This window comes from Stenotrophomonas sp. STEN240 (assembly GCF_056756175.1).
This window is the reverse complement of record NZ_JBRRBO010000012.1, coordinates 1-13,098: the sequence shown is the minus strand read 5'-3', so window position 1 is coordinate 13,098 and position 13,098 is coordinate 1. Positions and strand designations below refer to the sequence as shown.

At 63.6% G+C, this 13,098-nt stretch carries 12 protein-coding genes; 3 read left to right on the top strand and 9 right to left on the bottom strand.

Translation table 11 applies throughout. The annotated features are described in order from the left end of the window. Positions 1 to 11 precede the first annotated feature (11 nt). Together ACVOKO_RS07490 and ACVOKO_RS07485 are read right to left on the bottom strand one after the other, a co-directional pair. Complete coding sequence (locus ACVOKO_RS07490) at positions 12 to 2,528, bottom strand: TonB-dependent receptor (protein ID WP_346498311.1); 2,517 nt, start codon at positions 2,526 to 2,528, stop codon at positions 12 to 14. A 210-nt stretch (positions 2,529 to 2,738) separates the two neighbouring features. Then, positions 2,739 to 3,323, bottom strand: a complete 585-nt coding sequence (locus tag ACVOKO_RS07485) for a hypothetical protein (RefSeq protein WP_346498310.1) — start codon at positions 3,321 to 3,323, stop codon at positions 2,739 to 2,741. 219 nt (positions 3,324 to 3,542) lie between these two features. Here ACVOKO_RS07485 and upp point away from each other — a divergent pair, with 219 nt between their 5' ends. After that, the gene (upp, locus tag ACVOKO_RS07480; RefSeq protein WP_346498309.1) at positions 3,543 to 4,175 is read left to right on the top strand and encodes a uracil phosphoribosyltransferase; all 633 of its coding nucleotides are present in this window, start codon (positions 3,543 to 3,545) and stop codon (positions 4,173 to 4,175) included. A 58-nt stretch (positions 4,176 to 4,233) separates the two neighbouring features. Next, on the top strand, positions 4,234 to 4,644 hold the full coding sequence (locus tag ACVOKO_RS07475; RefSeq protein WP_346498308.1) for a g-type lysozyme inhibitor: 411 nt from the start codon (positions 4,234 to 4,236) through the stop codon (positions 4,642 to 4,644). A gap of 60 nt (positions 4,645 to 4,704) precedes the next feature. Here the strand turns inward: ACVOKO_RS07475 and ACVOKO_RS07470 are convergent, their stop codons facing one another. The 7 genes from ACVOKO_RS07470 to rsmD all read right to left on the bottom strand — a co-directional run bounded on the left by ACVOKO_RS07470 (position 4,705) and on the right by rsmD (position 10,837). Continuing rightward, positions 4,705 to 5,541 (bottom strand): alpha/beta hydrolase, encoded by an 837-nt coding sequence (locus ACVOKO_RS07470; RefSeq protein WP_346498307.1) that lies wholly within the window; start codon positions 5,539 to 5,541, stop codon positions 4,705 to 4,707. Between the two features lie 97 nt (positions 5,542 to 5,638). Further along, on the bottom strand, positions 5,639 to 6,529 hold the full coding sequence (locus ACVOKO_RS07465) for an MBL fold metallo-hydrolase (RefSeq protein WP_346498306.1): 891 nt from the start codon (positions 6,527 to 6,529) through the stop codon (positions 5,639 to 5,641). Positions 6,530 to 6,834: 305 nt separating this feature from the next. Then, entirely contained in the window at positions 6,835 to 8,577 is a 1,743-nt protein-coding gene (ggt, locus tag ACVOKO_RS07460) for a gamma-glutamyltransferase (protein ID WP_346498305.1), read from the bottom strand. 14 nt (positions 8,578 to 8,591) lie between these two features. Then, positions 8,592 to 8,858, bottom strand: a complete 267-nt coding sequence (locus ACVOKO_RS07455) for a YfhL family 4Fe-4S dicluster ferredoxin (RefSeq protein ID WP_057629977.1) — start codon at positions 8,856 to 8,858, stop codon at positions 8,592 to 8,594. Between the two features lie 330 nt (positions 8,859 to 9,188). Continuing rightward, entirely contained in the window at positions 9,189 to 9,677 is a 489-nt protein-coding gene (locus tag ACVOKO_RS07450) for a hypothetical protein (RefSeq protein WP_346498304.1), read from the bottom strand. Positions 9,678 to 9,716: 39 nt separating this feature from the next. Then, complete coding sequence (gene coaD, locus ACVOKO_RS07445) at positions 9,717 to 10,220, bottom strand: pantetheine-phosphate adenylyltransferase (RefSeq protein WP_062166234.1); 504 nt, start codon at positions 10,218 to 10,220, stop codon at positions 9,717 to 9,719. Next, positions 10,217 to 10,837 carry a 16S rRNA (guanine(966)-N(2))-methyltransferase RsmD gene (gene rsmD, locus ACVOKO_RS07440; RefSeq protein WP_346498303.1) on the bottom strand — a complete coding sequence of 207 codons (621 nt, stop codon included), beginning with the start codon at positions 10,835 to 10,837 and terminating at the stop codon, positions 10,217 to 10,219. Before rsmD ends, coaD begins: the two co-directional genes overlap by 4 nt. Before the next feature lie 202 nt (positions 10,838 to 11,039). Here rsmD and htpG point away from each other — a divergent pair, with 202 nt between their 5' ends. Beyond that, positions 11,040 to 12,944, top strand: a complete 1,905-nt coding sequence (gene htpG, locus ACVOKO_RS07435; protein ID WP_346498302.1) for a molecular chaperone HtpG — start codon at positions 11,040 to 11,042, stop codon at positions 12,942 to 12,944. The last annotated feature ends 154 nt before the right edge of the window (positions 12,945 to 13,098 follow it).

Genomic DNA, 13,098 nt, shown 5'->3' with positions numbered 1-13,098 from the left:
CAGCGCGGCCCTCACAGTGCCACCTTCACGCCGACGGCGTAGGTGCGGCCGTATTCCTCGTTCTGCAGGGTGCGCGAGCGCACGCCCTGGTACAGCTCCAGCGGCTCATCCAGCAGGTTGGAGGCCTCCAGGTACAGGCTCACGTTCTTGCTGAGCTTGTAGTCGAAGCTGAAATCAAGCTGGGTGTGCGGGGCGACATAAATATCAAAGGCACGGCTGTCGCCGATGGTATCCAGGTATTCGCTGCGGTACACACCGGCCAGGCGCGTGCTCAGGCCGCCCCACTCATAACCGATATGCGCGCTGTAGATGTTCTTGGAGGCACGCGGCAGGTTGAAGTCATCACGCTCGCGGCCAGCAATGCCCGGATCGAAATCGGTATCCAGCCAGGTGCCGCTGGCGCCGAGCAACAAGCCCGCCCATGCACCCGGCAGGAAGCTCAGCTGCTGCTGCCAGTTGAACTCGGCACCAAACACCCTGGCCTTGTCGCCATTGATCGAGCGGGTGACGTCGAAGCCCGGATATTGCGGGTCATTGTCGGTCACCGTCTGCACGATATAGCCATCAATGGATTTGTGGAACAGCCCCAGCGAGACGATGCCGCTGTCGCCCAGATAACGCTCGAACGAGAAATCCAGGTTGGTGGACTCGTACGGGTCCAGGTTCGGATTGCCGATACGCGCTTCTTCATCGTCGCGGTTGACCGCCAGGCGCGGCGACACATCACCAAACGCAGGGCGCGCCACGGTCTTGTTGACCGAACCACGCAGCACCCAGTTGTTGTTGGTGTCATAACGCAGGTGCAGGCCCGGCAGCACGCTGCTATAGCTGCTGTTGGCAGTACGCGGGGTGACGCTGACGGTCTTGCCATCGGCAGCAACATCCACGTCGTTGCCGGTGGCATTGAACTGCGTGTTCTCCACACGCACGCCGCCAATCACGCGCAGCGCGCCGATATCCCAGGTGCCCATCGCATAGGCCGCAAGGATGTCTTCGTTGGCTACATAGTCCTCTTCCAGCGAGGTCATCAGGTTGCCAGCCACATCGCCGGACTTCGCGCTGTACTTGCTGCCGTTGGCAGCCCACCAGGCGCGCATCGCCGCCGAGCTCATGCCCTGGCCAAGGCTGCCACCACGGTGATCCAGGGTCTTGCCGTTCCAGCTGGACAGATCCACCGCCGGACCGCTGCGCAGCTCGGCTTCGTCCACATTGACGTCGCGTTCGCGCCAACGGCCGAGCACGCCGAACTTGTAACTGGCGTTGTCACCGTCGAAGCGGATGTTGACCTGAGCACTGCGCTCGCTGTCGTCGATCTGCTTGGGCGAGATCACCACGCGGTCGAAGGCGTAGTTGGCGTTGTCCATCCAGCCACTGTCGCTGAGACTCAGGCCGGGGATGCCGCTGTTCTGGTTGAGCGTGGCCGACATGTCATCGCCGTCGTAGTCAAAACGCGCCTCCATTTCATCGTTCACCCGCTCGCGGGTCTTGGTGTAGCCGATGCGGTAATCCAGCACTGCGTCGGTCAAACGGTTCTCACCGCCGAGGCTGAGCGCAAAGGTATTCTCTTCCTTGGTGCGGTAGCGCATGCGCTTGCTGATGGCATCGGCCGGCAGCGCATCCACCTGGTAGCGACCACCACCCAGCGCGCTGATTTCGCCATCGCCCAGGCCGAAGATGGTGCGCTGGCGGGTTTCGGCATCGTCGAACTGGCTGTACAGCGTGCGCAGGTAGTAACGGTTGGCATCGTCCGGGCGCCAGTCCAGGTTCACGTTGGCGCCGGTGCGCTCGCGCTCGATGGTGTACTTGCGGTGCTGCAGATCGACGGCGACCAGATCATCGTCGGCGCCACCATCGAAGTTGTCGTACTCGACTTCGGTATTGTCCGATTCGAACTTGCGCTTCTGGTAGTTCACGCCCACCGCCACGCCAAAGGTGCCGCCGAATACGTCGCTGTAATTGAACGCCGCCTTCGGGCTGGTCTCGCCGGACAACTCCTGGTGGCTGGCTTCCAGCTTGCCCTTCAAGGAGCGTCCATCGCGATCGAAGGCCGAGGCCGATTCAACCACCACCGCGCCACCGATGGCATCACCGGGCATATCCGGGGTTGCCGACTTGATCACCCGCAGCCGCTCGGTGGACTCGGAGGGAATCACATCCAGCGGTGCCGCGCGTGAGGAATCCTCTGGCGTACCGATGGCGATGCCGTCGATGCTGACGCTGTTCAAGGCCGCGTCCAGGCCACGGATCACCACAAAGCGACCCTCGCCCTGATCACGGGTGACGCTGACGCCCGGCAGGCGCTGCAGCGACTCGGCAACGTTCATGTCCGGGTAGTCACCCATCGAGTCGGAAGCAACCGCGTCCTGTACGCCATTGGCGTCGCGCTTGAGTTCCACCGCACGGATCTGTGCTTCGCGCTGGGCACGCACTTCGATGCGTTCCAGGTCGATGGCTGCCGCAGCACCGCCGGCAACAGTGGATGCAGCATCGGCCGTAGCCTGTTGTGCATAGGCAGGCGCGACAGCCATGCAGGCCACCGCGGTCGTCACCGCTACCACCAAGACGCTCTTGCGCACTACCGCCCCCAATCTGTGTAAAGGATGGGTGTGCACGGTATGTCCGTACAGTTACGCGACAGTTACAGTGGCAAAGCGGGAATATTTCAGTCTGTCATGGCATGGGTACAGCCACAGAAACACGCCATCGATCACGCAGCGCCTTCGATTGCCCTGCCGGGGTCAGCGACGCCGCACCCGTACCGTGCCGGACACGCCTTCAACCTGCATCTCATACTCGTAGCCTGTGTCCCAGCGGGTCAGCGTGACCTTTGGAGAATGCCGGTCCGCTGCCTGCCTGCGCCCATCAACCTGTTGCCAGACCTGCCCGTTCCCCAGATGGAAAACGCTGGCACCGCTCCAGCCTTCGAAACGCCCCTCTATCCGGCTTTCGATGACATGCACTGCGGTCGGCGCAGGCGCAGGCGCGGCCCTTCGAGCCGACATGGCGGCAGGAGCAGGTATCACCGGCTCAGTATCCGGTTCGTTCACGTAACCAGATTCCGCGTCGTAGCGGACCAGCCGGTAGTAGACCGGCTCGCCGTTGTGTCGTCGCAGCTGCAGCGGCTCGAGCCGGCCCCGCCCCAGGTCGATGTAGGGCGCCCCGGAACGAAACACCACCTCACTTGGATTCACGACTTCCCGCTCAAGCGGCGGCCGAGCTGATACGTACCCGGCACTACCGGTGCACGCTGCCAACACCAACAAACCCGCACTCACCCGCATTTCATCAGCTCCCTGAGCCGCCCACTCGGCTGCAGACATCATCTCCGCAATCCCGGTTCCGGGCCACCGGCCGGATTGATCACGGCTGCCTGCTTGAACCTGCCTGGACGAGGCGGCAGGCAGCGTCCAGCCAATAGCCGGCTATCCGAGCCGCATCGCCCGAAGCCCCGGCCCGGCAGCTGCGCGTGGCGTGCTGCCACGGCAGAGGCCGGCGCGCAGAAGCGCTAAAATGGCGTCCTCCCCTTCCAGCGCCCCCTCCCCATGAAAATCGTCGAAGTCCGCCACCCCCTGGTCCAGCACAAGATTGGCCTGCTGCGCGATGCGTCCATGAGCACCAAGGATTTCCGCGAGGTGGTCAACGAGCTGGGCACCCTGCTCGCCTATGAGGCCACTGCCAACCTGGAGACGGAAAGCCACACCCAGGCCGGCTGGGCCGGGCCGGTGCAGGTGCAGCGCATTGCCGGTGCCAAGATCACCGTGGTGCCGATCCTGCGTGCAGGCCTGGGCATGCTGAGCGGTGTGTTGTCGCTGATTCCGGCCGCACGTGTCAGCGTGGTCGGCCTGCAGCGCGATGAGGAAACCCTGCAGCCCGTGCCTTACTTCGAGCGCCTGACCGGCCGCCTGGAAGAACGCGATGCGTTGATCCTGGACCCGATGCTGGCTACCGGCGGCACCTTGATCGCCACCATCGACATGCTCAAGCGGGCCGGCGCACGCCGCATCAAGGGCATCTTCCTGGTCGCCGCACCGGAGGGCCTGAAGGCACTGGAAGCCGTACACCCGGACGTGGAGATCTATACCGCCGCCATCGACGAGCGACTCAATGAGAAGGGTTACATCATGCCGGGCCTGGGTGATGCGGGCGACCGCATCTTCGGCACCCGCATCGCCTGAGGGCCGGAACCTGCAGCGTTGGTGCCGCAAGCCTCACCCCAATCAAATGGTGAATACGATGAAACCTGCCATCACCCTGATCCTGACTGCGGCATTCGCCCTCGGCATCCCGCTTGCGGATGCCGCCGACAAGGTCAGCGCCGTGCCCGTCCAGTTCGCCAAAGGGACAAGCAGCTTCAGTACCACCCACAACCTGCGTGGCTACGACAGCGTGAACTACACACTGAATGCCAAGGCCAGCCAATCCATGCGGGTGAGCCTGACCGGCAGCAGCAATGTCGGCTTCAACATCTATGCCCCAGGCGATGTGCCCGGCGTGGCCACGGCGCTTGGCAACGGCAGCGTTGGACAGGAGTGGAACGGCGTTTTGCCGGACTCAGGCACCTATACCGTGCAGGTATATCAGGTGCGGGCGGCCGCCCGGCGTGGCCAGCAAGCGGCTTACGGCATCAGCTTCGCCATTCATTGACGGTACCCCCGCCATGCGCATCGGCATGGCGGGGCTTGCTGCAGCAGCAAGCGCGGTGTGTCAGCGCCGCAACCAGCGTTCGTTTGCAGCCGCAGGAGCTGCCAGTACTTCTCCGGCATGCGCATCCTGGAGCAATTGCAACCGCAGGAACGCGGTGCCCAGCTCGCGGGCCCGCTCGAACAATGCTTCCGGCTCACCGCCAACAAGGTTGTGGTCACCGCCGGCAAGCACCACCCCGGTGTTGTTGCCCGCAGGCGCGGTTTCCACCGCATACAGGTGATCGGCCGGGTCCGTCACGAATCCCGGCACCCTGTCCTCATCGCCGGTGACCAGCAGCAGCGGCACCGCCAACGAAGCATAGGACTGCGCATCCACCAGGCCCGGAATCCGCCCAGGCGAAGAAAAGCCCAGTACCGCGACCACCGATGGGTCACGCAATGGGCCAAGCCCGGAAAACGCGCCGCCAAGCGCTGCGGAGATCAGCGTACCCAAGCTGTGGCCCGTGGCCGCAACCGGCATTCCACGCCAGTGTTTTTCCGCGTAGGCGCTGGCAGCGCGCATGTCGGCGAAGCGTTCGGTCAAGCCCTGCTGCAACGAAAACTGCTCCCGCTGGGGATACTTCATCGAATCCACATGCAGCGGCGCCAGCACCACGAAGCCGGCATCTGCCCAGGATTGCAGCAAGCGCTCGTAGCGCTCGGGCCACGCACCGTGCCCCGAGGAGAACAGCACCACGCCGCGCACCTGCGCCGGCTCCCATACCGCCATGGTGGTGGCGCGATCGGCACTGACCTGCAACGGCAGCACATGCGTGGGCGCGGCCAGCGCGAGCGTTACCGGTCCCAGCAAGAGCAGCATGGCCAGCCCGGCACGTCGCAACAGAGAAGATAATTTCAAGACATTGCCCCGATCTGAGAATGATGGGAGCAATGTCGGCTTTGGCAGCGCCGGGAATCAGTGCCGGAAGTCAGTTTCTTTCATGCCGTTGGTCAGCTCATGCCGCCAACGTACGTGCCTTCAACTCGCTCACTTCATGAGCGGTGCCGAAGCGGCCCTTGTCATCGCGTACCACCTGCGCCATCGCGCACTGCGGATCGTGGGTGAAAAACAGATGCACGTTGCGCGCCAGCTTGTCTTCCAGAAACGCACGCTTCTCGTCGATCAACAATTCGGCGTTGCGGTCGTAGCCCATGGTGATCGGCACATGTACCCACGAACGCCCCGGAATAAGATCGGCACAGAACACCACGCCACCGCGCGACTGGCCATTGACCTGCTCCGGCCCGATGATCTCGGCCAGCATCAGCCCCGGCGTATGACCATCGCTGAAGCTGAAACGCACCGACTCGCCCAGCACCTTCGAATGGGGACCGTTTACGATCTCCAGGCGCCCGCTGGCTTCCAGTAAACCCGCCAATTCGGGAATGAAGCTGGCACGATCACGCGGGTGCGGATGGCGGGCACGTTCCCAATGTTCGGCACCAATGACGAAGGTCGCATTGGGAAACAGCAGCTCGGGCTCGCGACCTTCCGACCACGGCGCCAGCAGGCCACCGGCATGGTCGAAATGCAGGTGGCTCAGCACCACCACGTCAATGTCTTCATGCTCAAAGCCCGCTTCACGCAGCGAATCGATCAGCACGTGTCGCGGCTCCTGCACGCCGTAGCGCTCACGCAGCTTGGGCTCGAAGAAGGCACCAATACCGGTTTCGAACAGCACTGTCTTGCCGCCCAAAGGACTGGCCAGCAACGCCCGGCATGCCAGTTCGATGCGGTTGGCGTCATCGGCTGGCGCCCAGCGTTCCCACAAGGCCTTGGGCGCGTTGCCGAACATTGCGCCGCCATCGAGTTTTTGCGAGTTACCGCGAATCGACCATAGTTTCATATGAAAATTCTACCCGCCGCGCGTTAAATATTCGCAAGTAAATGCTGACGGATAATTGACGCGGGCCGCTATAGATCAACAGCGCAACATTGCATCTTGTTTCTGGGTTGATGGCAACGGCTGTGTTGCGGATTATGTCGGGGTATTGATGCCTGGCTTGGGCATTGCGCATGTGCTCCTCCGGCCCTCGCTTTCATTCCTGCGACAGCGAAAAGGCGCAGACAATGCAGTGCCAGCAGATCTCGCGGCACCTGCGCGTTACCCGGCAAAGAAAAACCCCGCCGTAGCGGGGTTTTCTGTTTGACTCAGTCGGCCTTGCCGAACTTGCGAACCTCGGCACTGCCCACCGGGTTGCGCGGATCACTGCCGCCGCTGAGAACATTGCTGCGCCGGTCCCACTCCACCGTCTGCAGGTTGCCCCACACATGGCTGGAACCACGGCCACCCGCTGCCGAGTCACCCGGCAGTTCAACCTTGTGGCCCATCGCCTGCAGCTGCCGGGCTACTTCCGGCGAGAACGCACCAGTTTCGGCCGAAATCTCATCCGGCAACCACTGGTGGTGGTAGCGCGGCAAGGCCGCGACCTGCTGCGCATCCAGGCCTGCGTCATAGCCGAGGATGCCGAGCAGCACCATGGTGATGATGCGGCTGCCACCCGGCGTGCCAATCACCACCACCTTGTCGTCATTTTCCATGAAGGTCGGCGTCATCGAGCTGAGCATGCGCTTGCCCTTGGCCGGCGCATTGGCCGCGTAGCCCATCACCCCGAACGCGTTCGGCGTGCCCGGCTTGAGCGCGAAATCGTCCATCTCGTTGTTCAACAGCACGCCGGTGCCGGCCGGGATCAAACCCGAGCCGTACAACAGGTTCACCGTCTGGGTGCCACCAACGCGGTTGCCTTCGCTGTCGATGATCGAGAAGTGGGTGGTCTCGTCGTCTTCCAGCGGCGTCGGGTTGCCCGACAGCAGGTCGCTGGGCGTGGCCTTTTCCGGATGGATGGTGGCACGCAGGCCCTGTGCGTAATCGCGGCTGGTCAGCACCTTCTGCGGGATGTCGACGAAGTCCGGGTCACCGAGGAAGAAGGTGCGGTCACGATAGGCGCGACGCATCGCTTCCACCACCAGATGGGTGCTGTGTGCCTGGTCCATCTTGTTCAGATCCCAGGGTTCCAGGATCTGCAGCATCGAGGCCAGCGCAATGCCACCGGAAGACGGCGGCGAGGCAGTGGTGATCTTCCAGCCGCGGTAATCGAACACGATAGGCTCGCGGGTCTTGACCGTGTAGCCGGCCAGTTCCTCGGCGGTCCAGCGGCCACCGGCCTGCTTTACGCCAGCCAGCAGCTTGCGCCCGGTTTCACCCCGGTAGAAGCCGTCAAATCCGTTGGCGGCGAGCAGCTGCAGGGTGTGTGCCAGCTCCGGCTGCTTGAAGATGTCACCCTCGGCGATCGGCTTGCCGTTGCGCAGGTAAACCTCGCGGGTACCCGGATAACGGTCCATCACCTCACGGCGGCTGGCGTAGCCACGCGCCATGCGTGCGTAAACCGGAAAACCATCGGTAGCCACGCGGATCGCCGGTGCCAGCGAATCGCTGAGCGGCAGCTTGCCGTGCTCGCGGGCCAGCTTCACCAGCGCCGCAGGCAGGCCTGGGATGCCAGCCGACCACGGGCCATTGACCGAGCGGTCGCGGTCCAGCTCGCCGTTCTTGTCCAGGAACCGGTCCGGCGTGGCGGATTCGGGCGAGGTTTCGCGCGCGTCCAGCATCACGTCCTTGCCGGTCTTGGCATCATGCAGCAGGAAAAACCCACCGCCACCCAGCCCCGAGCTGATCGGCTCAACCACCGCCAGGGTGGACGACACGGCAACGGCAGCATCGAACGCATTGCCGCCCTTGCCGAGGATTTCCATGCCGGCCTGGGTTGCCAGCGAATGACCGCTGGCAATCGCAGCGCCGTCAGGGTGCGTGGCGCGGGCCGGTGCGGTATCAGCGGCCCACGCAACCGGTGCCAGCACCAGCGCGAACAGCAGCAGCGAACGAGCAACGTGTTTCATGCCGTTGGTTTCTCCTATGGGTAGAGCTCAGGGTGGTCGCGTTGCAGGCCGGCCAGTTTGGCCAGCAGCTGATCTTCGGTCTCGACGATATCCGGGTCCGGGTCGATGCATTCGACCGGGCACACCACCACGCATTGCGGTTCATCGAAATGACCGACACATTCGGTGCAACGGGCTGGATCGATCACATAGATCGTCTCGCCCATGGCGATTGCCTGATTGGGACAGGCCGGCTCGCAGACGTCGCAGTTGACGCAGAGCTCATTGATTTTCAGAGACATTGTTGCGGTGTTCCCGTCAGAGCGGGGCTTGCAACCGGCGCATGCCGGTTCATCGGACCTGCTGTTCGTGGCCTGCCAGGGGCAGCGCCGACAGCAAGCTTACCGGATCCTGCTTTTGCCGGGGCCGGGCTGGCGGCAGCGCCGCAGTCCCGCAGCGTTCCGCTGATGTGGAGACCGGCTTGGGCGGCATCGGCAATGTGCAGGACTTGTTGAACCTGGCCGCAGCCGCATCGGGCCGGGGCCGAGCCAACCTGCAAGCGGAGCAACCCCCACCGCTGCGGGGGTCACGCCGTGGCAACAGCGGGGCCGCAAGGCAGCCCCGCCATTGAATTACTTGGCTTCGACGAAGATGTAGTCGGCGCCGGTCGGCTTGACGATGGTCTGCACGCGGGCGTTGTCAGCGGCGTCGCCGATGAACACCACGCGCACACCCTTCATCGAGTCGGCCTGCACGTCCTTGAAGCCGCTTTCGATCAGGTCAGCCATCTTGGCCGAGTTCGACGAACCGAAGGCCAGCATGTTGCCCGGCTGGATGCCACGGCCAATGGCGGTGGTGGCGCTCTCGACCTGACGGTCGTACTTGGCAGCGAACTCCGGGTCCGAAGCCGGCGGCAGGTAGTACAGGAACGGGCTGGCGGTGATGTTGCCCATGTTCTGCACGGCAACGGCCTGCAGGTACTTCTTCCAGCCTGCATCGTCGTCCTTGGCCGGGGCGACCAGTGCCTGCTGCGCTTCAACTACCGGCGCTTCTTCTTTTTTGCAGGCGGTTACAGCCAGCACCATCGAGGCGGCAAGCAGCACGCGCATCGTGTTCTTCATGATCGTTCTCCCGTTGAAAGTGGTGTTACTGAAAGAGGTTTACTGCCCGCGAGCTTCGCGGGCCTTGCGCAACGCTTCAAGCACGGTTGCCGGCACGAAGCCGGACACATCCCCGCCCAACCGGGCGATTTCGCGCACCAGTGAGGAGGAAATGAAGCTGTGCTGTTCGGAGGGGGTGAGGAACAGGGTTTCCACCTCCGGGATCAGATGGCGGTTCATGCTGGCCATCTGGAATTCGTATTCGAAATCGGACACCGCACGCAGGCCGCGCAGCAGCACCCCGCCATGCACCGAGCGCACGAAATGGGCCAGCAGGGTATCGAAGCCCACTACTTCCACATTGTCGTGGTGCTGCAAGGCCTCCACCGCCAGCGCTACGCGCAGGTCCAGCGACAGCGTCGGGCCCTTGGCTGGGCTCTGCGCCACGCCCACCACTACTTTCTCGAACAGCGGCGCGGCGCGATTCACCAGATCGATGTGACCGTTGGTGATCGGGTCGAAAGTGCCCGGGTATACAGCGATGCGGCGGTTGGCTGAGGTCATGCGGGTTCGGTCGCGTTCATGTCGCCGCGAAGTGTAGCAGCGGCTCGTCGATAGAGGGCATAGCCCACTTCGCGGGTACTGCCTTCGCGTCGCAGCTGCCATTCCGCCGGCAACAGCGGGGCCGCACCCACCGGCGCTTCCACATACAGCCATGCGTCCGCAGCCACATGCCGGGGCAGCCGCGCAATCACCTGTTCCCACAAACCGGCTGCAAAAGGAGGGTCCAGAAACACCACATCTGCCTGCGCGGCAGCCGCGCTGTCCAGCCATTGCACCGCATCGGCGGCAATCACCTCGACCTGGGCGGCTGCATCCAGCCGCTCCACCACCCCACGCAGGGCGGCCACCAGGCGTGGATCGCGCTCCACCAACTGCGCCTGGGCGGCACCGCGCGACACCGCCTCCAGCCCCAGCGCACCGCTGCCGGCGAACAGATCCAGCACCCGCGCGCCCGGCAGTTTGGGCATCAGCCAGTTGAACAGGGTTTCGCGGACGCGGTCGCTGGTCGGCCGCAAACCCGGCAATTCAGGAACCTGCAGGCGGGTGTTGCGCCAGCGCCCACCCACGATGCGCACCTGGCCGCTGCCGGCGGCGAGCTTGCCGTGCGGCGCGCTCATCCGGCCCACACCGGCAAAGCCAATGACAAAACGCGGCAAATCAAATACATCGGCGGCCTACATCGATCAACTCTGGGGTGTGCAGATGATAGACCAGCACCCGCCCCGGCCGCTCCCACCTTGAAATCGGCCCATTCACCCTTACCCCAGTTGCAGCCGCCGCGCAGCTGCGCGGCCCCTCTGCAACGGAGCACCCCGACCGATGACTGACCAGAATCACAAGGAAACCCGCGGTTTCCAGACCGAGGTGAAGCAGCTGCTGCACCTGATGATCCATTCGCTGTACTCGAACAAGGAGATCTTCCTGCGCGAGCTGGTGTCCAATGCCGCCGACGCCGCCGACAAGCTGCGTTTCGAAGCGCTGACCCAGCCCGAGCTGCTTGAAGGCGGCGCACCACTGCGCATCCGCATCGAAGCCGACCCGGTCGCACGCACCCTGACCATCGACGACAACGGCATTGGCCTGAGCCGCGATGAGGCCATCGCGCACCTGGGCACCATCGCCAAATCCGGCACCGCCGAGTTCCTGAAGAACCTGTCCGGTGACCAGAAGAAGGACTCCAACCTGATCGGCCAGTTCGGCGTCGGCTTCTACTCGGCCTTCATCGTTGCCGACCAGGTCGACGTCTACAGCCGCCGCGCCGGCCTGCCGGCCAGCGAAGGCGTGCATTGGTCATCGAAGGGCGAAGGCGAGTTCGAAGTTGAAACCATCGACAAGCCCGAGCGCGGCACCCGCATCGTGCTGCACCTGAAGGAAGGCGAAGACAGCTATACCGATGGCTGGCAGCTGCGCAGCCTGATCAAAAAGTATTCCGACCATATCGGCCTGCCGATAGAGCTGCAGAAGGAACATCACGGCGAAGAAGCCGACAAGCCGGCCACCCCGGAGTGGGAAACCGTCAACCGCGCCAATGCGCTGTGGACCCGCCCCAAGTCCGAGGTCAAGGACGAGGAGTACAAGGAGTTCTACAAGCACATCGCGCATGACCCGACCGACCCGCTGGCCTGGACCCACAACAAGGTCGAGGGCAAGCTGGAATACACCTCGCTGCTGTACACGCCGGGCCGCGCGCCGTTCGACCTGTACCACCGCGACGCACCCAAGGGCCTGAAGCTCTATGTGCAGCGCGTTTTCATCATGGACCAGGCCGAGCAGTTCCTGCCGCTGTACCTGCGTTTCATCAAGGGCGTGGTCGATTCCAACGACCTGCCGTTGAACGTGTCGCGTGAAATCCTGCAGTCCGGCCCGGTGATCGACTCGATGAAGTCGGCACTGACCAAGCGTTCGCTGGACATGCTGGAGAAGCTGGCCAAGGACAAGCCGGAAGACTACGCAGGCTTCTGGAAGAACTTCGGCCAGGTGCTGAAGGAAGGCCCGGCCGAGGACTACGGCAACCGTGAAAAGGTCGCCGGCCTGCTGCGTTTCGCCTCCACCCATGACGGCAGCGGCGAGCAGAGCGTTGCCTTGGCCGACTATATCGGCCGCATGATCGAAGGCCAGGACAAGATCTATTACCTGACCGGCGAGAGCTTCCAGCAGGTCAAGGACAGCCCGCATCTTGAGGTGTTCCGCAAGAAGGGCATTGAAGTACTGCTGATGACCGATCGCATCGATGAGTGGCTGATGAGCTACCTCACCGAGTTCGACGGCAAGTCCTTCGCCGACATCGCCCGTGGCGATCTGGACCTGGGCAAGCTGGAAAGCGAAGAAGACAAGAAGGCGCAGGAAGAAGTTGCCAAGACCAAGGAAGGCCTGGCCACGCGCCTGAAGACTGCGTTGGGCGAGGAAGTGGCCGAAGTGCGTGTTTCGCACCGTTTGACCGACTCCCCGGCGATCCTGGCCATCGGCGAACAGGACCTGGGCCTGCAGATGCGCCAGATCCTGGAAGCCAGCGGCCAGAAGGTGCCGGACAGCAAGCCGGTATTCGAGTTCAACCCGAGCCATCCGCTGATCGAGAAGCTGGATGCGGAACCCGACATGGACCGCTTCAACGACCTGGCCCATGTGCTGTTCGACCAGGCCGCACTGGCCGCCGGCGACAGCCTGAAGGACCCGGCCGGCTACGTACGACGCTTGAACAAGCTGCTGCTGGAGCTGTCGGCCTGAGCTCAGGGGGGCTGTAGTGCCGAGCCATGCTCGGCAGAGGCCTTCCCGGTAGAGCCCGTAGTGCCGAGCCATGCTCGGCAAAGGCTTTACCAGTACAGCCGCAAAAGCCGCCCTCACCCCAACCCCTCTCCCGCAAACGGGAGAGGGGCTCAAA